This window comes from Hirschia maritima DSM 19733, from assembly GCF_000378345.1.
Classification (GTDB): Bacteria; Pseudomonadota; Alphaproteobacteria; order Caulobacterales; family Hyphomonadaceae; genus Hirschia; species Hirschia maritima.
In genome coordinates this window covers 174,777-195,972 of record NZ_KB899547.1, presented here as the reverse complement: position 1 = coordinate 195,972, position 21,196 = coordinate 174,777, and the positions used below count along the sequence as shown (strand labels likewise).

Below are 21,196 nucleotides of genomic sequence, written 5' to 3'. Positions count from 1 at the left end.
ATAGAGCTCCACTATGTGGAGATGTAGGCGGCCACTGCTTGGATTCAGCGGCCCACCATCACTTCGTACAATATCGGCAGACTATATTTCTAAAAAGCACGATTTAGGAAGCAACTGATTTAGTCTTTCCATTAGCACGAAAGCCCTTTTTATACCGCAATGCAGTTTTCTCAATGAATGTCCACGACACCCACGCAGCAGGTAATGTCAAAATCGTCGAAAACAACAATAATCTTGGCCAAGATAGATCAGGAAAATTCGCAATCAAAATCTGCATAATGGGATAGTGATAAATATAAACCCCATAAGAAATATCCGATTTCAAAGGCAGCTTACTCAAGGTTGGCCATTTAGCGAGCCCAAGCCACATAACAAATGTGGCCATAAATACAGTATCCGCGACATCTTGGCCGACATCAAATACGCCAGCTATCATGAATACACCAAGACCTAATACTAGCCAGCCAAACTGACCTCGAACCAAATTTCGAATGTGCCAGAGCCCTATCCCAATTCCAAAAGCAAACCCCAACCGGACACAACTGGCTAAGACATGGCTCCCAAAAATGGATTTTTCATGGGCGTCAAATATGACAGATACCCCTCCCAGAAACACAAGACAGATCAAAAAGCGAAACCGATGAGAGATAATGCCGAGCCAGAATGCAAACGGTGCCAATACATAGCACAACATCTCGTATCTCAGCGTCCATAAAGGAGAATTGAATTCATTTGGAAAAGGGTTATCGGGATAGAAACCAATTGGCCCACCTGAGGTATCTCCAAATTTGATTATTTCGATCCCATAAGAAATCGTGGCCCAGCCTCTCCAATATGCTTCCTGCGCAACAATAGGTCCAATCAAGAATACAGCAATTACAGCCAAGAAAATAAGAGCAGGATAAACGCGCAATAATCGCGCCAAGAAGTACTGCGCTCCAACACCCTTGGTCGCTAGACTACGCGCAATCAAAAGTCCCGATAATATAAAAAAGCCATCAACAGCCATATATCCCAAGCTGACACCAAATGGACGAAATGGTTCTGAACTAGCCATACCTGAAACAACTAGACCAGCATGATCAATCATCACCATGGAAGCCAATAGCAATCGAACGAAATTGAAATGATTGTCTCGGTTAGCCAGCCTATCCGCTAGGCATTCTTGACCTGACCCCAAAAATAACTTTCCCAATGTCACTTGTTCACACCTCAGCCACTCTACTTGAGGGTTGAACGTGCGAATTGAGTCAAATCCGTCGGAAAAATTAGATTTTATTTGAAGTTAGCGTCACGCCAGCATTTTCCATCGACTTATTGTTGATATCTAACTAAACATATGATGTATTAACGATAAGCAATAAAAACAGCCCTAGACGTGGCGAATGGGAGAAATGCAATGACACCTTTAGGAATGCCTGCTCAAATTAGCGGTGTGCTATTAGCAATCTTAGTTGCGTCCTGTCAGACATCGACAGAGCCACCCAAGCCTGAAGAAAAATTGGCCTCCCCTTCAATTAGCAACTCTCAAACACAATCAATTCCACCTCACTTCCCACTATCCGACCCTCAAAATAGTGGTGATTGGTCATACAACACTGAGGTGAGTGATGAATTTAACGCTGCCGAAATAGATGAAGACAGATGGTTCATAGTCGGGAAATTCAAAAATGGTGAACCTCAATACGTTCACCCGGATAATCCCGATGCATGGGTATGGAAAGGCCGAGCACCTTCACAATTCTCTGGACGCAATTATCGCCTTGAAGATGGGAAACTGAAGTTGGAAACACGCTGGGAACCTAATTTTCCATTTAGCAAAGAAATTAGAAAACCTCATTTTGGACCAGCAATTCCGTACGAAAATATCACGACTGCCTGCTTCCGTTCACGCAAATCATTCCAGTATGGCTATATCGAAGTGCGCAGCAAAGCCGCTGATGCGCAAGTAACGAGTGCAGCATGGTCTATGGGACCAAAGTTCGAGTTTGATTTCTTTGAAATGTATGGCGATGGCCGCGGTGAAGGCAAAGAACATCTTGATAGTGAGCTTTGGTGGTCTATTCGGGATTGGGACAAGCTAGGTGGAAAACCAGCTTATACTGAGCGTAAACAAATGGGATTTCGCGGTGCCGATGACTTCCATGTTTATGGCGTGGAATGGGATGAAACAGGTATAAAATACTATATCGATGGCAAGCTATTTTCATCGGTAACTGCTGAAGATGCAACCAAATGGGCCAGAGAAAACAGAGATGTAGCGGAAGATTACGACGGGTATGTCGCAACTGTTCCAATCAATATTTGGCTAGATAATGAAATTTTCCCTTGGCATGGCATCCCACAAAGCAAAGAGGACTTGGAATTGAATAGTCCCGAGAGTGAGAAGGATGACGGAGTCGTCGATTTTGAAATCGACTATGTCCGTGTTTGGCAGAAAACACCGTAACTCATTGCATCAAAAACAATTTTTTACTCTCACAACCAACAAAGGTATCAAAATGACAGATACAACTCGCCGCAATTTGATGCTCGCCGGGGCAGCAACCACAATCGCTCTATCTCTCAGTGGACAAGCATCCGCACTTCCCAAAGCTAAAAATTTAGAAAACCAATCCATCCTTATTACTGGGGCATCAAGTGGTTTTGGATATTTAGGCACGCTGCACTATGCGCGCCTTGGTGCCAAAGTAATTGCTTCTATGAGAAATCTTCCGCGCGCAGAAGCCGATGATTTGCTGCAAATAGCAAATTCAGAAAACTTAGACATTCATGTTGTCGAAATCGACGTCACGAAAGACGAAAGTGCAGCAAAAGGTTTTCAAGAAGCCGTGCAACTCTGTGGTGGTGTGCCGGATGTTTTGATTAACAATGCCGGTATCGCAATCGTCGGCCCACTTGAAGCACAAGACATGGATGCCACAAAACTGGCCTATGATACCAATGTTTTTGGATATCAGCGTCTGCTTCGCCAAGCTTTACCAGAAATGCGTAAAAGGAAATCTGGACACATTATCAATGTATCATCGCAATCTGGTCGCGTGATTTGGCCAGGAATCGGACATTACTGCCCTACCAAATTTGCTATCGAGGCTATGTCAGAGACTTTGGCATATGAAGTGGCTCAGTTTAATGTTGATGTGACTGTTATCCAACCCGGAGGATATCCCACAAAGTTCTGGCCTACTCGGGAAATACTTACAGCTGCTCTTAAAAACAGATCTGATGAAGCCCATCTTGATGGCTATGGTAACATGTCCGCCGACATGGGAAGTGGTAAAATTCCCAATCTGAATGGTGATCCAATGGATGTACCAAACGCGATAGCAAACGCCATTGCCATGCCTGCTAAAAGCCGCCCATTTCGAGTTATGGTAAGCAGTTCAGGACATCCTCAAGCTTCAATAAATGAAGCGAATAGGAATCAGCATCTCAAATTTTTAGGACGCGGTCCTTTTAAAGATGCGGTTCAGTATGTTTATCGTTCAAATGTTTAGAACGCTTATATATTAGGCTTACAACTCTATCATCAATTTCCTGATTCCTTCCTCAAATCGGAAGGGGTCAGGCATAAAACTTACATTTGACCAACTTTTTTATATTCCTATACTATTTACAGCTATCATTTAGGTTGCCTTAAAGCGCTTCGACTATTCATCCCAATATGCTTCTTTCAATTCATCATGCAGCCATCATCTGTTCAGACTATGAAAAATCTAAGCATTTCTATGTGGATCTGCTTGGCCTGAAAGTCATAGATGAAAACTATCGAGAAGCGCGCAATAGCTGGAAGCTGGATTTAGCACTTCCAAATGGTGGACAGATAGAATTATTCTCCTTTCCTGATGCCCCAAAACGTCCAAGCTATCCGGAAGCACAAGGCTTGCGTCATTTAGCATTCAGTGTTGATAAAATTGAACCAATCGTGGAACACCTAAAATCAAATAATATTGAGGTAGAGGATGTTCGCGTTGATGAGTACACAGAAAACAGATTTACATTCTTCGCTGACCCAGACGGCTTGCCATTAGAACTATATGAGAAATAGCTGACCATCTATTTATCGGTTTAGAAAACCTCACTCATTGCCCACAAAATCTCGTTGGACATATCAATTCACCCAGAATAACGTCTGCCTAAAATTTAAGTTTCAATAGGCATTTTGATATGACAGATACATCAAAACGAGGTTTTACAACCAATCAATTACACGCTGGCGCTAATCCCGATCCCGCGACAGGCGCACGTAATACACCAATTTATCAATCCACAGCCTTCGTATTTGATAGCCCAGAGCACGCGGCAAAGCTCTTCTCACTTCAAGAAGTTGGTTACATTTATTCTCGTCTGACAAACCCAACAGTTGGCGCACTTCAAGAACGCATTGCAGCCCTTGAAGGAGGTGCGGGCGCAGTATGTTGCTCATCAGGTCATGCTGCTCAAATCATGGCCCTATTTCCGCTGATGGGGCCTGGCAAAAATGTTGTTGCATCCACACGTCTCTACGGAGGAACGCTGACACAATTCTCCCAAACGATTAAGCGTTTTGGTTGGTCTGCCAAATTTGTGGATTTTGATGATACGCAAGCCATTGCAGATGCCATTGACGACGACACACGTGCAATATTTTGTGAGAGCATTGCCAATCCGGGTGGATACATCACAGATTTAGACGCTGTTGCAAACGTGGCTGACAAAGCAGGCATTCCCCTGATTGTCGATAATACAACGGCTACACCTTATCTGTGTAACCCGATAGAACATGGTGCGACATTGGTTGTACACTCAACAACCAAATACCTAACAGGCAATGGCTCTGTTACCGGTGGTGTCGTTGTCGATTCTGGAAAATTTGACTGGATGGCAACAGACAAATTTCCATCCCTCTCGAAACCAGAACCAGCCTACCATGGTCTTGTGTTCGCTGAGGCGCTCGGTCCTATGGCATTCACATTCCACGGTATAGCAATCGGACTTCGCGATCTTGGCATGACCATGAACCCACAAGGGGCTCACTACACGCTCATGGGTATTGAAACTCTCTCACTGCGCATGCGAGAGCACGTTAAGAATGCTAAGATCGTCGCGAGTTGGTTGGAAAGTAATGAGCATGTAGAAGCAGTCACATATGCTGGCCTTCCATCATCCCCCTATCACAGCCGCGTGGAGAAAATCTGTCCTAAAGGTGCTGGTGGTCTATTTACTGTTCAGCTGAAAGGCGGACACGAAGCATGTGTGAAGCTGATTGAAAATCTGGAACTATTCAGTCACGTCGCCAATCTGGGTGATGCAAAATCACTGATCATCCACCCGGCCTCCACAACACACAGCCAATTGACAGATGAAGAAAAAATAGCGGCTGGCGCAGCACCAAACCTTGTCCGCGTATCTATCGGCATTGAAGATTCAGATGATCTAATCGCCGATCTTGAGCAAGCTTTGAATAGCTAGTTTCTGCTATCAATTGATGGGATGGTAGCAATGCTGTCCCACCATTTTGTAGAAAACGCCACTGGCAAGACACCTTGAATAAGGATTTGTTCTCGACAAATCAAAATACTTGGCATTTGGATTTACGATATTCAAATACCGCTCATTAACGTGCAGGTGATAGGAACAATTTTGATATCGACATTTGGGTTTTGTGTGCGCCGGAAAAATACTTTTTTCAGCCAATGCATAAAATTCTGCCCACAAGAAAACGGCATTGGGAAATTCTTCAAAAAATTCCTCTTGAATGCGTTTTTGATGATATTTTCCTTCAATGCACTCGTCTAATTCATATTGAATTTTGTCTCCGAACTTTATCATCCAATGTTCGCATAAATTTCTAAATTCAGTTGAACTCATTTCCGGCAATATCGGCCAATGAAGTCCATAAATATTAGTGTTTTTTTCTAAAAACAGCGTTGAAGCGGCAGGCAATATATAATTTACACAACTAGAGCTGCACGATCCATGTATTATCGTCAGGACGTCATTCCGACTAAGGTGGCGCGCTATTTTCATGGCCGCTTCTACTTCTCCTCCTGGAGAATTGATAACGATAATTTTAGACGAAAGTAGATCCGGCCATTGATTGAAAGAGGCTTTTAATGGAATCGATCCGGTAAAACAGAAAACGTCACCGATTCTTTGAATCCCTCTCCCTTCACATATCTCAATTTTTTCTCGAAAAGTACTCTCCGAAAATTGATCTTGAGCACTTGCGCTGCCTATCCATACAAAGACTACGGACAGTAATTGTAAAACTGATTTCAGCATAATATTTGGTCCCCAACCCAGCATCATATCAGAACAAAATCTGCAATTCATTCAAAACCATTGAAGCCTGATCGCTGATCTAGAACAAGCTTTGAATAGCTAGCTCCAATAAATGGCGGCGATAAACGTTATAATATCGTCGCCTTTAAACTTACACGCTAAGCTCGCAACTCAAATTCTACATGCACTTCAAATTGGGGATTTATTGCTATGCATCTTGCTGAATTAAATATTGCGCGGGCTTTATATGAAATGGATGATCCACGAATGGCGGGTTTCACAGACAACGTTGACTTAATTAACGGTGTCGCTGAACGTAGCAAAGGTTTTGTGTGGCGACTTAAAGATAAATCTGGATCAGCCACAAATATCCCGTGGAGTGATGACCCGCAAATGTTGGTCAACATGTCAGTGTGGGAATCACCCGAAGACCTAGAACACTATGTCTGGAATACTGTTCACAAAAAAATCTACGATAAAAAAGAGGATTGGTTCCCACAAATGGAAATGGCGCATTTCGTCATGTGGTGGGTTCCCAAAGGCCATCAACCAACTTTAGAAGAAGCACGACAAAAGCTAGAACACCTTAATGAATTTGGTTCCACTGAAGAAGCATTTGGATGGGATAAGCTAACAAATTTAAAGACTTGGATGAAAAAAGTTTGTTAGTTGACGCCTGTCTTCTTTGATCTAGCACTGTCCCTAGAAGCTCCCCTCTGCTCGTGTTACTATACGCGCAGAGGGTGAATTTATTTCACCAGATATAAGAGCGAACTCATAAAAGACAGTTCGCCCGCAAAAAGAACGGGATTGACGTAGCCGTAATCCTGCTTATTTCCTGCTATCTGGTCCTGCTGGAGAATGTTAATGTCAAAAAATGGAATGGGGTCTGGAACCTCAGAAGACCTGATCGGCTATAAAGCTCTTTCCGAAGCCGCATTAAAAGGTGTGATGCGCGAAGCTTTGAAGTTTGCTGCAAAGAGCGAAGCTCTACCCGGCGGTCATCATTTCTATGTTACATTCCGTACAGCAGCTCCTGGCATCAGTATGGCAGATGCTATTAAAGACCGTTTCCCAGAAGAAATGACAATTGTGATTCAACACCAATATTGGGATTTGGAAGTTCACAATGATTCATTTGAAATCGTATTAAAGTTCGGCGGCGTTCCACAACACCTTGTTATTCCCTATTCTGCGATCACTCGTTTCTTCGATCCTTCCGTGAATTACGGTCTTGTCTTTGAAATGGGTACAACAGCCCTCATTGAAGGTGGCGACCAAATTGAATTTGGAGATGACACTCCTGCCATTGCTGAAGCGGCCGCTGAAGAAGATACAAGCAAAAGCAAAGAGGAAGCAGAAAGCACAGTGGTGTCACTTGACGCATTCCGCCGCAAATAGGCGAATGCTATAATTAAAAACAATGACGGCTTGATACTCCAGATCAGGCCGTTTTTTTGTTTCAGCTATCGAAGATCCATCATGTCTATTCAATCTCTATTTATTACACAATTATTGCGCGACAGTTTCACTCAAGAAAGTGGCTGGGCTGAACTAAATACAGATCTTGAACAAGCCTGCCTACAAGTTGCCGAAGATGATGAAGCTGGCCAAAAGTGGTGCGACGAGAATGGCTATGATGGATACACATCTTACGCTTCACTCAATGATTTAGCGGATCGCGCGAATGCATTTTCAGATTTAAAAGAAATGCTGGATGCCAAAGCCAATGACTTTTCAACTGCATCCTACATGGATATTGGCTGCGCAAAATGGGAAATGGATAGTTATTGGATCAACATCCTAAACCCTCTAGCGGCCCATTCTGGGCACATCCACCCTCATTCAGTCATTTCTGGTACATATTATGTCAAAACTCCTGAGGGAGCTGGCGCGCTTAAACTGGAGGACCCGCGCCTAGCTATGATGATGAATGCTCCCGGCCCGAACAAGGACGCCCCGCGCTCAGCACAACGATTTGTATACGAAAAACCAGAACCCGGCACTGTCATGATGTGGGAAAGCTGGCTACGCCATGAGGTTACCGCCAATATGGGTGAAGATTTACGCATCTCCATTTCATTCAATTATTCGTTGATCTGAATTGTTACGATTGTATTTAGAATTCCACACTATCATTATTCTAGCTTGGCAATTCAGGAAACGCTCCTATATTTAATTTATGGTCGATGCAAAACACCCAATCGAGCCCTTGAATGCGGCACAATCTGAAAAAGATAATACAGCCAAAAATATACGATGGTTGGCTGGTAAAGCTTTATCAGGATTCTTGTTCAGCATATTCTTTGTGAGCGCTCTTTTAATTTTCAATATCGCAAATTTACGCGACTTAATCTTTGCATCAGACGACAAATGGATTGCCCTTTTTATTCTAACTTTCTTTCTAGGACTAACGTTCGCGTCTATTCAAATGGGTATCGCGATATGGTCACGCTTTAGCAAAGATGACGATGACAATGACAAACCCGGTCGCGGCCCGAAAATGCCTGACATCGAAGCGCTAATCACACGCCTTTTTGCGCCTGCGCCACAGCCGCAGCCCATTAAAGTCAAAGCACGTCGTTTCTATTAATCTCCTGTTCAGCCGGTTTAACTATCTCTGATTGACATTGAGACTGAGGTAGAGAGTTGCCAATTTACGCAAATTCATCGAAAGTCTTGGTTAATCACAAACCGATTCCACTCTAAAGGGGTATAAAATGAGCAAACGTGATGAGCTAATCCAAAAGTACGCAGCTGACCTAAAAGACAAGTGTGGCGTAACTCCGGATATGGATTTCCTAACTAAAGTGACAATCGGTTGTGGACCATCAATCTACAACAAGGACTCTTCAACGGTTTCTGCGACAGACCCTAATGAAATCGCTACTGTGAAAAACAACTTCCTTATCAAGAAGCTTGGCCTAAAAGACGGCCCAGAATTAGACACAGCAATTGATGCAGTAATCGAGCAATACGGTAAATCTGAGCGCAACAAATTCCGCGCAGTCGTTTATTATCTTCTTGCTAAGCACTTCAAAAAAGAAGGCATCTACAACAAATAGTAGGTCCGAAATTCGCGAGAATTTTCAAGCGGGTGCTGATATTTCGTCAGCACCCGTTTTTTATGGATAGGGATACATGGCTCAACATTCTGCAATTATTCGCTGGTCACGGAACAATGATGACTTCAAAGCCAACAAACACTCTCGAGGTCACGAATGGGAGTTTGACGGTGGCTTGAAAGTGCCCGCATCCTCTTCTCCTCATATTGTACCTATTCCCTATTCTGTCGAAGAAAATGTAGATCCGGAAGAAGCATTCATCGCCTCTTTATCGAGTTGCCACATGTTGTTCTATTTACACATGGCACGCGATGCAGGCTTTGTCGTCAATAGCTATGAAGATGAAGCGACGGGCGAATTGACGAAAAATGCCGAAAACAAAATGGCTGTTACTAAAGTGACGTTGAACCCTGTCGTTTCCTACGAAGGACCGACACCGACAAAAGATCAAATAGAACACATGCATCATCAAGCACATGATCATTGCTTTATTGCGAACTCAGTTACAACTGAAATTATCACGAACACGGACCGATCTTAATTGAGATCACATCCGATCACAAAAAGCGTGAATTAACCACGCGCATCTGTGATCGTACTTGATTTGAAAAATTGATCTTCTAACCGCATATTCAATTCATCCCCACGGACCTTCAAGGTCGAAACGAATTGAGATTTAAAAATGCGTTCATTACTTCTTTCTACAGCACTGGTTTTCTCTTCAGTCGCCATTATCAACACAGTCGCCCCTGCAGCTGCTTATGCTGAACCTGCTGCCGCAGAGCACACTTTCATCAAGAAAAAGAAATCGATTAAAGGTAGCTACACAATCGTGGAACGCGATGGCGCGACTTACATCAAATTCAGCGAAGACTTTAAAGCTAAAAAAGGTCCGGACCTAAAAGTCTTCCTTTCACCAAAAACAATAGCTGATGTGAATGGAAAAACAGCCGTAAACGGTTCGATCAATATTGGTGAACTAACTAGCTTTAAAGGCGGTCAAGAATACATGGTACCAGCAGACATCAATCTAGCTGATTACAAAAGCGTGCTGGTGCATTGTGAAGAATATGCCGTTCTTTGGGGCGGTGCGGATCTCTAATTTCTAATCTCCTCCCAGAGTTAGTAGAGTGGCTTATCCTGAAGCGGTGCATATCCCCCAGACCCCACTGCTTCGGGAAAGGTCAACCATAGGTCTGCGATGTCTGGCCAATTTTCAAAAGCATGTCTTCACGAAACTGCCTTTTCTCTTCCTTTTCCAAATCCCCGACACTGTCATAGCTGTATAATCTAACCTTCTCACTCCAAGAATAAGACGAGATAGATGAGAGCGCCTGAGAGACTGTTTCTTCATGCGCAATAAAGATCGCACGCTCCCACATATTAGTGTGATCTAACCTCTCCAATTCCCATTCAGTACCTGCAGTGACATTAGATAAATCGACCACGATAACATCAGATGAGTTCATGATCATTTTGATGACTTCCTGCCACCAATCATCATGCGTGCGCACCATAAAAGCTTCTTTACTGGAAGAACAAGACACGATGAAATTGAGGGGTATACGATCTCTCATTCGTTTAGCTAAATGTCTAAAATTACGTGCTGAACCAACCCAAACCGGCCCCCATTTTGCACGATTAAATTGGCGCATGACTATACGCACAAGCATCCAAACAGGCACAACAGGAATAAGAGCCCAATGCTTTGGAACAAGATCCCAAAACCAAGACCAAGCTGATTTTTTGAAAAACTTGTCAGACAAAGTTGTAGTATGACCAAAAGGTGCAATGTGGCTTGTAATCACATGACGCAGGGACTTTGAAACTTTCTTATCATTGAATTTTCTCAACAGCAGTATTCTCGCGGGCTGCCCACGAAACACAGCAAACAAAAACCACAATAAAACCGACACCATCAAAAGCGCGATAAATACATATCCCACTTCTTCATACAATTTCATTTTCTTTCCGGTTGGCGTCACCTCTGCTTTAACCAGCAGCCAGTCTCTCAATGCGTTCTGACTTTGGAAGGCATCTATCCGCATTGAGCCTGTAGCGTATGCTTTTTCAAATTCTTCATCAGTCAATTCACGATCTGAATTTAGAAAGTCTTCTGATGAAATAATGCCTGCATCTTTTGCTTCGATCAAAGCATTGGTCTCGAGTTCAGAAGAATACCCTATCGCCGCAAATGCACAGGCAAACCACAAAAAGGATAGCCAACCGGCCCATACGCGAATTGTTCTGGAGGCACCAAAAAACTTCTTTCTGAGTTTTTCTAGATTTTTAAATCTAACAAAGCCAGGAACGACAATATCCGCATCCGATAGTTTCCCGCCCATCAGTTGCAAACGGTCGGCCGCAGCCTTACGGCCTTCTTCTGAGTGATCACTATTTCTTGTGGCTGCAGCTAACTCAACAATTGAAAAGCTCTGAAGCTTCTCACGTTCTTTATTCGAAAACGGTGTTTCAGCCTTCAAGAACCCATGCGTTTTCCATGCTTTCAGACGCTGTTTATAAACTGGCTTTGGCATAGCCCATCTCTATGTAGAACATGAATATTTCACCATCACTTTACACAACAATGAAAAAATGAAACTCTACCTAGGGATGAAAGTGGGCTGAAAGAAGTTTCATATGTCAAAGTTTATTTCGATCATTATTGCTAGTGTTGTAGTGTTAGCTGGAAATGCGAGTGCTCAAGAAGAAGAGCCCTCCTTCCTAAAATGACCATTGTAGGAGTGTACCCTCCACCTAAAGAGAAAACATCTGACACCACCCCAGTTCCTCCACATTCAGGCAAAATAATTGTTAGGAAAAAAGACGGAACCCAAGTACACTTAATATCCGATCCCGATGCGCAACCAATGTCTCCCCCAGATACATCGTCTTTAATAAAAATTATGCAGAAAGTGGGAAAACCTTCTAATTGCATGACTTTTCTTTTTGTCAATGAAGGAGGAGAACCATTCAATATTCGTGCAAAATGTGATGTTCCAAAATATGAAACTGCAGCAATTCAAGCCATGTCGACCGTAAAATACATCCCGATCACTTACAATGGAAAACCTGCGATGCGAAAAGACGTTTCGTACCCATTCGAACTTTTATTCGAATAATTCTCTGATAAGTCATTTTTTTCTGATTTGTATCTCAAGTTAGGGCTACCAAAAAGCGCGCGCTAGTTGATCCTTAACTCTCATTGCCTTAATCCATATCGCAAATAACAGCCCCGCACTCCCCGTGCGCAAATAAGAAATTATGAGGACACATCAATGAGCGAGATCAAAACACGTACCGAAACTGACACTATGGGCCCGGTTGAGGTTCCAGCAGATGGCTATTGGGGTGCTCAAGCTCAACGTTCATTGGGCAACTTTAAAATTGGTTGGGAAAAACAACCTCTTCCTATCGTGCGTGCACTTGGTGTTGTGAAACGCGGATGTTGTGAAGCCAATATGGCGCTTGGCAAAATGGATCCAGAGCTTGGCAAGGTGATTGTGCAAGCTGCAACTGAAGTGATTGAAGGCAAACTAGACGACCACTTCCCACTTGTTGTGTGGCAAACAGGGTCTGGTACGCAATCCAACATGAACTCGAACGAGGTTATAGCAAACCGCGCGATCGAAATTCTGGGCGGTGAGATAGGTTCAAAATCACCGGTCCACCCAAACGACCACTGTAACATGTCGCAAAGCTCAAACGATGTGTTCCCTACAGCCATGCACATTGCATGTGCCGTTGAAGTATCCGAAACACTTCTGCCAGCCCTTCGCAAACTACACGAAGCACTCGATAAAAAAGCAAAAGCTTGGACTGATATTATCAAAATCGGGCGTACGCACACACAAGATGCAACACCGGTGACACTTGGTCAGGAATTTTCTGGCTACGCTAAAATGATCGAGCTAGGCATTGCCCGCATTGAGCAATCTCTACCCGGCCTTCTAGAGCTAGCCCAAGGTGGTACTGCAGTTGGAACAGGTTTGGCTTCTCCAGAAGGGTTTGCTGAATTAGTGGCAGAGAAAATCGCCGCGATCACAAGCCTTCCATTCGTGACTGCGCCAAACAAATTTGAAGCATTGTCCGCACACGACGCGATGGTGTTTGCTCATGGCGCAATCACAACAGCGGCCATGTCTTGCTTTAAGATCGCAAACGACATTCGTTTCCTAGGGTCTGGACCACGCTCAGGTCTTGGTGAATTGGCTCTACCTGAAAACGAACCAGGCTCATCCATTATGCCGGGTAAAGTTAACCCAACGCAGTGTGAAGCGATGACACAGGTTTGCGCACACATTCACGGTAACAACGCCGCACTTTCATTCGCTGGTTCACAAGGCCATTTCGAGTTGAACGTGTTCAACCCGATGATGAGCTACAACTTCCTTCAATCTGTGAAATTGCTGGCGGACGCCTCTGTTTCCTTCACTGATAATTGTGTGGTCGGCATTGAGCCACGTCTGGACAACATCCAGCGCGGTCTTGAAAACTCATTGATGCTTGTGACACCTCTAAAAGAGAAATACGGCTACGATCTAGCAGCTAAAGTTGCGAAAAACGCTCACAAGAACAACACAACATTGAAAGTTGAAGCTCTTGCGCTTGGTATTTCTGAAGAAGACTTCGATGCCATCGTTGTTCCAGCGAAAATGATTGGCCCGACGCCTAAGGGGTAAGATCAATTCCGATTGAAAAAGCTAAAGCCGCTCGAGCGATCGAGCGGCTTTTCTATTCTCAAACGGCCAAAGGATGACTGTTCAGAAACTAAAGACGTGCATCCATTATGGCTACGTGTGCTATTGTCCAATTATCGCAGTTCTTTTCAAGGACGAAATGGAAATGTGTACGACGTAAAACTTGGCCTTCATTTATAGATTTTCCGCGCGAGCCATCTGTGTAGAGATGAAGAATTACAGCATCTTCTCCCAAATAGCGTCTAGAGATAGACTTCATATTGCGCGATTCACTTTCCGAAGCAGAAGCTCGAAACGCGGGGAACAAACGCTTTTCCAGAAATTGCTCTAGAGCATCTGATGACTGAAACATCCGAGCATACGCATTAATCCACTCTACATTATCAGAATGTAGTCCTGCCACGGTTGCTGCATCCTCAGCTTCCCATGCCTTTCTAAACGTCTCCAACAAAGTATCAATCGCTATGGCGTCAGCTTCCTTGGAAGGCGCACCATAAATTTTATATTCGGGAATTTCCCATCTTTCTTGCGCCAAAGCGCTGGAAGCAAAACCTGAAATAGCGACAAACATAATAATCGCACTAATCTTGAACATGATAATTTCCTCATTTAGGTTTCGAGGTGCTAACACCATCGGTTATTGATGAAATTACCTATATTCGAGACATTCTCGGAAAGAAGCCGGAGTATCGCAGAGTGTCGGAAAAAGTCGCGAACAGTCCAGAAGATGACAGCTCAGAACGAATGGTCTCAACTCTCCAAGGCCTCAGTCTAAAAACCTGCTATATAGGAGGAGTGTTGATCTTTGCTTTGCTATTCTCTGCGGCCGGCGCATATGACACGGATAAAGTTGAATTTCTTCATCGCTTTGCAATTTGGACAACTCTAGGTGCACTTCTCATCTTGCAAACTGTCGTATCATTCCGCGTTCTTAAGGCTATTCCCAGACCCCTAAGAATGGCGATAATTTCCGTTATGATGACCGTAGTTGTGGCATTGGAAGTGGAATTTCTGAAATATGTCGGCTTTATCCCACATGAGCCTGACCCTATCGTTTCATTGATATTCTTTCTGTTGCCAATTATCTTGCCGCTAACCTTTGTCATCTTATTGATAGAGTTGTTCCACTCTACAAAACCTAAAGCTGCGGACCGACAAATTTTGGACGAGGCTTCATTTAACTGGTCGAGCAACAATGTTGCTTGGGTACATGCCAGTGATCACTATTTAGAAATTGGGTTGAGTTCTGGCGAAACACGCTTCGTGCGGGGACGCATTATGGATGCGGCCAAACATTTGTCTTCTATAGGTCTCCAAGTCCATCGCTCATGGTGGGTAGCTCGTTCCGAAGTAGAGAAAATTGAAACGCAAGGCCGCGATCGAGTGATATGGACAAAACAAGACAAAAAAATCCCGATTGGACGATCGAGAATAAAGTTATTGAAGTCAGAAAAATGGTTATAGTCTCTGGATAAAACGCTCAGCTTTACTTGGATTTTGCACACTCATTTTCATAAATTTTGAATATCTATTTATAACGATTTTAAGGCCGTCACGTCACCATAAAATCTACAAAAGCTCTTGTTCTGCTGGGAACAAATTGCGCCGAGGGATAAACAATCCAAATCGCTGTTTCGAAGTCTTCTCCAGCAACTTCCCAATCGGGCAAAACTTCAACAAGGTTTCCTTTTTCCAACTCCGTCTCGAGAGTCCAATCAGCAAGTAGTGCAATCCCCATTGCATTCAATGCGCATTGCTTCAGCATCATTGCATTGCTGGTCAGGAACTTCGGCATGATGGACATTTCCTGCATCTCATTTCCCTGCCGAAAACGCCATTTTCTGGCAAAACTTGAATATGAAAAACTCATCAAATCCATGGCCTTCAAATCTGATATCGATTTCGGAATTCCTGCTCTTTCGAGGTACTCAGGCGCAGCTACAAGGTGATAACGCACATTTCTTAACTTCCGCGCTATCAGTGAGCTATCCTCAAGCTTTCCATGTCGGATAGCGACATCAATCCCCTCTTCAATCAAATCAACACGCCGATCAGACAATTGAAGATCGATAACAAGATCCGAGTGAACTGCCGTGAATGCGCTTACAATTTTTGGTAAAACTGCTTGTCCAAAGGATACGGACGCAGCGATACGTAGCGTACCTGTAATTAGGTTTGCATCTTCAACAAGCTCCGCAATTGTAAGGTCCATCGCTTCTTGAACCGGTAGTATATTTTTATGAAATTTGTCTCCCGCCTGCGTCAGCGCGATTTTACGAGTCGTACGATGAAACAGTTGTACACCGATTTCATGCTCTAAGGCATTGATTGCTCTCGAAACCGAAGAAGTAGCAATATTGAATTGCTTGGCGGCATTAGCAAAACTTCCCAGTTCCACTACAGACAAGAATAGTTTGATATTTTCTGTATTCATAATTGCATATTATGCAATAGTAAGTTTCAAAAATCTATGTTTATTGCGTAAATCGCATTTATTATATTTGACTCCATAAGGAGTTTTCAAATGCACTATTTAACTGGAAAAACCGCAATCATCACAGGCGCGAGCAAAGGCATCGGCTTAGCAACAGCAAGAGAACTCGCCAAAAATGGGGTGAGAGTTGTTCTCTCAGCGCGCTCTACCGAAAAATTGGAAGAAGAAACAGATCGATTAAAGAATGAAGGCCTCATCGCAGCATCAATTACGGCTGATGTTTCGAACTATTCAGAAGTAGAACACCTTGTCAGATCCACCTTGGAAATCCATGGCCAGATAGACATTCTCGTCAACAATGCCGGCACAATTGACCCAATTTCAAGGCTGGAAAGCTCTAATCCTGATGATTGGGCAAAGGCGATGGATATCAATGTGAACGGTGTTTACTTCGGCATGAGAGCAGTCATACCCATCATGCTAAAACAGGGTCATGGCACAATTATCAATATGAGTTCAGGGGCCGCCAATTCTGCATTGGAAGGCTGGAGCCATTATTGTTCGTCCAAGGCAGCAGTAAAAAAACTTACCGAATGCGCAAATGTTGAACTTGGCCCTAAAGGCATAAATGTCATTGGGCTCAGCCCAGGAACAGTTGCCACCGATATGATGGCGAAGATTAAGCAGTCTGGCATCAATCCGGTTAGCAAACTTGACTGGGACGGACACATATCTCCTGAATGGCCAGCAAAGGCAGTTTCATATCTAAGCGGAATAGAAGGTAAAAAACACGCGGGAACTGATTTTTCGATCAAAACCGAAGAAGGTCGTCAAGCTGTCGGCCTGACAAATTAAAACACTGCTTGAGGATTGCGGAAACTTCTTGTTTTTGATTGAAGAATACATCAACCCAAACACAAGAATTTTCCATGCACTCAATTCCAGAACTCAAAGCTGATTGTTCCAAATGTGCGGCGCTATGCTGTGTGGCGTTTTCATTTGATAAGTCGGATGAATTTGCAATCGACAAAGAAACTGGAAAAGCTTGTCCTAACTTGGAAACGGAAGGCAAGAATTGCGGGAAATGTAAAATCCACGACACGCTACGCGCAGATGGTTTTGGCGGCTGCGCGAGCTATGACTGCAATGGTGCTGGCCAGCGCCTAATACACGAAGTCTTTGATGGAAAATCATGGATAGATGACCCCACTCTTTTGCCGGAAATGATGGATGCTTTTCGCGGTATGCTGATCGTGCATGAGCTTCTCCTTCTCCTTAAAACAGCCAACCGCTTGCCGCTTACAGCTTTGGAAACTGAAAAATACAATAAATACATAGCCAAGCTATGCCCAGAAAACGGGTGGACACAGCGCAGCCTACTAAAACTGGAAACGTCAGATTTTAGAGTTGAGGTCGGTGAATTCCTCGTCAGTCTACGCCATCACGCCGTCGCGCTTCAGGAATTGATGAAAAAGAGCACGTCCTGACAGTATTCACCCTTGTCATGACACGAATTTTCTTGTGTCCCGTCACGAAACTGCCAATGTCATGGCATGAAATGAGTTGCGAGAAGAATTCTGGTCGGCTGTGATTTTAAGGCCAGAATAATCCAATCAATGCACGAGCTTTGTGATGTCGAACAAAAAAACTGAGAAAGTTGAAATCAGAGTTTCACCAGACTTAAAACTACGTCTGTCCAAACACTGTGAAGACAAACAGCAATCGGTTAGTGACGTCTTACGCAACTCGATAGAAAAGGAATTGTCTCTGGCACCCGCAAAACAAAAAGGTGTTCAAATGAAATTCTCATCAAAAACAGTATCTCGCACAGCAATTGCCTGCATCCTATCTGTTGCAGCAATTGGCTCAATTCCGCTTATGGCGTCACAAACGGCTATAGCATCACCAGATTTTAAACGCTTCTTCGAAGATTTAGACAAGAATAAAGATGGCGTCCTCACCAAAGAAGAATTCCAAGGCGACAATGTCGTTTTTGTTTCTGAAGTCAAAGTAGATGTAGAGCACAAATCAGACGAAAACGCTGAACCAGATTGCCACAACGTAGTCGTCAAAAAAAGCAAGCAAGAACTACCTGCATTTCAAATGCATGACAAAAACAAAGACGGAAAAGTTACTTTCGAAGAGTTCGAAAAAAGCTTTGATCTCGAAATCGAAACAGCCTTAGACCAAGTGGGCTTAGAACTTGATCAAAAGGATATCAAGGTCCAGAAGTTTATTGCCAAGGAAAACAAAGCCACTGTCCTGCCTGAGCTTGCGGAATTGGGAGATTGTCACGCCGAGATTGAAGCTATTCTCGCCACAACATTGAACGAAGAACACTTTGACGATGACGCAATTGTTCGAAAAAAAATAATCAAACGAGAGAAGCTTACGAAAGAAGATTTTCATAAACTTGATAAAAACAATGACGGCTCTTTATCGCAAGACGAATACCTCGACAGGTAATCTCAGCTTAAACTATGGGTCAGCCAAGCTGGCCCATAGATAAAAGGTCGCGTAGGCTCGCCACGGTCTCCAGCGTTCCGCAACTTTCTCTAATTCTTTCGGTTTCAACCGTGTACCCGAAAGCTTTTCATACGCATTGAGAAGCGCCGCATCAGCGGCTGGAAAAGCGTCTGACTCCTGCATCACACGAATAGCGATATATTGCGCAGTCCAATCACCAATCCCCTTAAGCGCAGTGAGTGCCTTGATTGTTTCTTGCAGACTAGATCGAATAGAAAACAGGTTTGGATCATCCACCACGGCTTGCGCCATGGAAACCAGCGAACTTGACCGTGCTCTTGGCATTTTCAGATGAGATAGATCTGCTTTGCTTAAAACGCTGGCCGAAGGAAAAACATGCGTTAATTCTGGATAGGCTGGGTTGGAAGGAAGCTTTTTACCAAATTCTTGCACCAACCCCGAACCAAGTTTACGTGCTGCCTCAATGGTTATTTGTTGGCCGAGAATCGCGCGTATAGCCAGTTCAAAACCATCCAGCGAACCGGGAGCTCTTAAACCCGGTTTCTTTTCAAATAGGGGCGATAACAATGGGTCTTCGGACAGATGCGCTTTGACTCTTTCTGGATCAATGGACAAATCCAATAAGCGCCTAAGTTTCGCAATTATCAAAGGAAGGTCTGACAAAACAGGATAATTTATTCGCGCCTCAATTATACCACCCTTCTTGCCCTTGAAATGAGAAATTACGACAAACCCGACATTATCCCCGATTGAAATCGTTCGAGCATATTTGCCATCTTTGACAATCTCCATCCCGTCAATCGCTCGCGCTTGAAAGTAGTCAAGCAATGTCTGCCAATCCAAGGGCGGCTTATAGTTAAGTTGAACAACAACCTCTCCAGCAGCTGCATCTTGTTTTGCATCCGCCTTTTCGTTTCTCCGCATTTCGCTAGGCGAACGTTGGTAAAGTGCAGAGAAAGTTTCATTAAACCTTCTTATACTGCCAAACCCCGCAGCCATAGCAACTTGCGCTAAAGATAAATGTGTATCTCTGATGAGCTTCTTAGCGAGCAAAACTCGCCGTGTTTGGGCAACAGAGATAGGAGAAGCTCCCAAATGTTGTTTAAACAATCGACGTAAATGTCGGTCACCCACACCCAATCTCTCCGCAAGACCTTCAACGCTACCTTCATCCAGCGCCCCGAGCTCAATCATGCTCAACGCTCTGGAAACAGTATTAGAGGTACCATTCCATGCGCCTAGATCTGGAGCTGTTTCAGGTCGACACCTCAAGCATGGGCGATATCCTGCGTCTTGAGCCGCCGCCGCACTCGGAAAAAATTCCATATTTTTAGGCATGGGCATTCGTGCGGGGCAAATCGGACGACAGTATATACCTGTCGTTTTGACGCCCGTGAAAATTCGGCCATCAAATCGAGAATCGCGTGTAGAAACGGCGCGGCAACATGCTTCGTGATCTAGTTCCATTTCTTCAAATTGCATGATTTCATCAAACTAAGCTAGCGGTTTTCGGCTGTTTATGAACTTCAACAAAGTCCGAAAACCGCGAGTGTCATTTTCAAGATTCAAGATAGAGTGGCGAGAACATGCAAGGAATTCAAAAATGCTAATGCTCTATAAAGAAATCATAGATGGTCCGTTTGGAGACCTTATCATCATCACTGATGACAATGAAAAACTGAGGGCTGTGGAATGGCAAGACTTTGAAGAGCGACGTTCAAAGTTATTTGTACATCATTATGGATCAAACGGATTTGAACTCTGCCAAAGAGAAGCAAAACTTTCTTCCCGCCCCGCTCAGGCTCTAAAAGCCTATTTTGCTGGAGATATTCAAGCAATCGATACAATCGAAACTGAAACAGGTGGCACTGCTTTTCAAAAAGAAGTCTGGGCAGCATTACGTACGATTCCACACGGAAAAACCCTTACCTATGGTGATCTTGCCAAACAGATTGGAAACCCTAAAGCTGTGCGTGCTGTTGGCTTAGCTAATGGTGCCAATCCCATCGGTATAGTCGTTCCGTGTCACCGCGTTATCGGTTCAAACGGGAAGTTAACCGGATATGCAGGTGGGGTAGATAAAAAACGCTGGCTTCTTGAACACGAGGGTGCAATTGCTCCATCACTCATACCCGAACATTAAAAGATATATCTTTTGATTGATGGATGCATGTTTTTTGAGTTAGAATGTCGGCAACAGAGATATTTTTATTGAGCAAGCTAGCCCAATCTACTTGTTCAACATG

At 43.8% G+C, this 21,196-nt stretch carries 24 protein-coding genes; 18 read left to right on the top strand and 6 right to left on the bottom strand.

From position 1 onward, the window contains the following. Positions 1 to 103 precede the first annotated feature (103 nt). Complete coding sequence (locus F551_RS0112315; protein WP_155825993.1) at positions 104 to 1,180, bottom strand: acyltransferase family protein; 1,077 nt, start codon at positions 1,178 to 1,180, stop codon at positions 104 to 106. A 219-nt stretch (positions 1,181 to 1,399) separates the two neighbouring features. Here F551_RS0112315 and F551_RS0112310 point away from each other — a divergent pair, with 219 nt between their 5' ends. From F551_RS0112310 to F551_RS0112295, 4 genes are all read left to right on the top strand, one after another. Next, complete coding sequence (locus tag F551_RS0112310) at positions 1,400 to 2,449, top strand: family 16 glycosylhydrolase (RefSeq protein ID WP_018997818.1); 1,050 nt, start codon at positions 1,400 to 1,402, stop codon at positions 2,447 to 2,449. Between the two features lie 52 nt (positions 2,450 to 2,501). Beyond that, positions 2,502 to 3,497, top strand: a complete 996-nt coding sequence (locus tag F551_RS0112305; protein WP_026296816.1) for an SDR family oxidoreductase — start codon at positions 2,502 to 2,504, stop codon at positions 3,495 to 3,497. 167 nt (positions 3,498 to 3,664) lie between these two features. Beyond that, entirely contained in the window at positions 3,665 to 4,048 is a 384-nt protein-coding gene (gene gloA2 / locus F551_RS0112300) for an SMU1112c/YaeR family gloxylase I-like metalloprotein (protein WP_018997816.1), read from the top strand. A gap of 119 nt (positions 4,049 to 4,167) precedes the next feature. Next, a complete protein-coding gene (locus tag F551_RS0112295) occupies positions 4,168 to 5,451 on the top strand; it encodes an O-acetylhomoserine aminocarboxypropyltransferase/cysteine synthase family protein (RefSeq protein ID WP_018997815.1) in 1,284 nt (427 codons plus the stop codon). 9 nt (positions 5,452 to 5,460) lie between these two features. Here the strand turns inward: F551_RS0112295 and F551_RS0112290 are convergent, their stop codons facing one another. Then, positions 5,461 to 6,264, bottom strand: a complete 804-nt coding sequence (locus tag F551_RS0112290) for a Clp protease/crotonase-like domain-containing protein (RefSeq protein WP_018997814.1) — start codon at positions 6,262 to 6,264, stop codon at positions 5,461 to 5,463. Between the two features lie 210 nt (positions 6,265 to 6,474). On the opposite strand from F551_RS0112290, the gene F551_RS0112285 reads away from it, so the two are divergent. From F551_RS0112285 to F551_RS16710, 7 genes are all read left to right on the top strand, one after another. Continuing rightward, entirely contained in the window at positions 6,475 to 6,933 is a 459-nt protein-coding gene (locus F551_RS0112285; RefSeq protein WP_018997813.1) for a DUF3291 domain-containing protein, read from the top strand. A gap of 198 nt (positions 6,934 to 7,131) precedes the next feature. Beyond that, positions 7,132 to 7,665 carry an SspB family protein gene (locus F551_RS0112280; protein WP_018997812.1) on the top strand — a complete coding sequence of 178 codons (534 nt, stop codon included), beginning with the start codon at positions 7,132 to 7,134 and terminating at the stop codon, positions 7,663 to 7,665. Positions 7,666 to 7,746: 81 nt separating this feature from the next. Beyond that, positions 7,747 to 8,367 carry a TIGR02466 family protein gene (locus tag F551_RS0112275; RefSeq protein ID WP_018997811.1) on the top strand — a complete coding sequence of 207 codons (621 nt, stop codon included), beginning with the start codon at positions 7,747 to 7,749 and terminating at the stop codon, positions 8,365 to 8,367. A 79-nt stretch (positions 8,368 to 8,446) separates the two neighbouring features. After that, complete coding sequence (locus F551_RS0112270) at positions 8,447 to 8,857, top strand: hypothetical protein (protein WP_018997810.1); 411 nt, start codon at positions 8,447 to 8,449, stop codon at positions 8,855 to 8,857. A gap of 127 nt (positions 8,858 to 8,984) precedes the next feature. Next, positions 8,985 to 9,329, top strand: coding sequence for a DUF2853 family protein (locus tag F551_RS0112265; RefSeq protein WP_018997809.1), 345 nt, complete (start codon positions 8,985 to 8,987; stop codon positions 9,327 to 9,329). A 76-nt stretch (positions 9,330 to 9,405) separates the two neighbouring features. Then, positions 9,406 to 9,870, top strand: coding sequence for an OsmC family protein (locus F551_RS0112260; protein WP_018997808.1), 465 nt, complete (start codon positions 9,406 to 9,408; stop codon positions 9,868 to 9,870). 141 nt (positions 9,871 to 10,011) lie between these two features. Further along, positions 10,012 to 10,431 carry a DM13 domain-containing protein gene (locus F551_RS16710; RefSeq protein WP_018997807.1) on the top strand — a complete coding sequence of 140 codons (420 nt, stop codon included), beginning with the start codon at positions 10,012 to 10,014 and terminating at the stop codon, positions 10,429 to 10,431. Positions 10,432 to 10,513: 82 nt separating this feature from the next. Here the strand turns inward: F551_RS16710 and F551_RS0112250 are convergent, their stop codons facing one another. After that, entirely contained in the window at positions 10,514 to 11,866 is a 1,353-nt protein-coding gene (locus F551_RS0112250; RefSeq protein ID WP_018997806.1) for a hypothetical protein, read from the bottom strand. Positions 11,867 to 12,265: 399 nt separating this feature from the next. On the opposite strand from F551_RS0112250, the gene F551_RS17400 reads away from it, so the two are divergent. Both F551_RS17400 and fumC read left to right on the top strand, forming a co-directional pair. Continuing rightward, entirely contained in the window at positions 12,266 to 12,451 is a 186-nt protein-coding gene (locus F551_RS17400; RefSeq protein ID WP_155825990.1) for a hypothetical protein, read from the top strand. Between the two features lie 156 nt (positions 12,452 to 12,607). Beyond that, complete coding sequence (fumC, locus tag F551_RS0112235; protein WP_018997803.1) at positions 12,608 to 14,011, top strand: class II fumarate hydratase; 1,404 nt, start codon at positions 12,608 to 12,610, stop codon at positions 14,009 to 14,011. A gap of 88 nt (positions 14,012 to 14,099) precedes the next feature. On the opposite strand, the gene F551_RS0112230 is transcribed toward fumC, so the two are convergent. Further along, a complete protein-coding gene (locus F551_RS0112230; protein WP_018997802.1) occupies positions 14,100 to 14,624 on the bottom strand; it encodes a DUF4440 domain-containing protein in 525 nt (174 codons plus the stop codon). A gap of 26 nt (positions 14,625 to 14,650) precedes the next feature. On the opposite strand from F551_RS0112230, the gene F551_RS0112225 reads away from it, so the two are divergent. After that, positions 14,651 to 15,493 (top strand): LytTR family DNA-binding domain-containing protein, encoded by an 843-nt coding sequence (locus tag F551_RS0112225; protein WP_081621187.1) that lies wholly within the window; start codon positions 14,651 to 14,653, stop codon positions 15,491 to 15,493. 88 nt (positions 15,494 to 15,581) lie between these two features. On the opposite strand, the gene F551_RS0112220 is transcribed toward F551_RS0112225, so the two are convergent. After that, positions 15,582 to 16,463: a LysR family transcriptional regulator gene (locus F551_RS0112220; protein ID WP_018997800.1), complete on the bottom strand. Its 882-nt coding sequence runs from the start codon at positions 16,461 to 16,463 to the stop codon at positions 15,582 to 15,584. Between the two features lie 90 nt (positions 16,464 to 16,553). On the opposite strand from F551_RS0112220, the gene F551_RS0112215 reads away from it, so the two are divergent. From F551_RS0112215 to F551_RS0112205, 3 genes are all read left to right on the top strand, one after another. Further along, complete coding sequence (locus F551_RS0112215; protein WP_018997799.1) at positions 16,554 to 17,318, top strand: SDR family oxidoreductase; 765 nt, start codon at positions 16,554 to 16,556, stop codon at positions 17,316 to 17,318. A gap of 74 nt (positions 17,319 to 17,392) precedes the next feature. Further along, positions 17,393 to 17,950: a hypothetical protein gene (locus F551_RS0112210; protein WP_018997798.1), complete on the top strand. Its 558-nt coding sequence runs from the start codon at positions 17,393 to 17,395 to the stop codon at positions 17,948 to 17,950. A gap of 145 nt (positions 17,951 to 18,095) precedes the next feature. Further along, positions 18,096 to 18,929 (top strand): EF-hand domain-containing protein, encoded by an 834-nt coding sequence (locus F551_RS0112205; protein ID WP_018997797.1) that lies wholly within the window; start codon positions 18,096 to 18,098, stop codon positions 18,927 to 18,929. Between the two features lie 12 nt (positions 18,930 to 18,941). Here F551_RS0112205 and F551_RS0112200 read toward each other — a convergent pair whose 3' ends face one another. Next, the gene (locus F551_RS0112200; protein WP_018997796.1) at positions 18,942 to 20,432 is read right to left on the bottom strand and encodes a DNA-3-methyladenine glycosylase 2; all 1,491 of its coding nucleotides are present in this window, start codon (positions 20,430 to 20,432) and stop codon (positions 18,942 to 18,944) included. Between the two features lie 121 nt (positions 20,433 to 20,553). Between F551_RS0112200 and ogt the strand changes: the two genes are divergently transcribed. After that, on the top strand, positions 20,554 to 21,093 hold the full coding sequence (ogt, locus tag F551_RS0112195) for a methylated-DNA--[protein]-cysteine S-methyltransferase (RefSeq protein ID WP_026296813.1): 540 nt from the start codon (positions 20,554 to 20,556) through the stop codon (positions 21,091 to 21,093). The last annotated feature ends 103 nt before the right edge of the window (positions 21,094 to 21,196 follow it).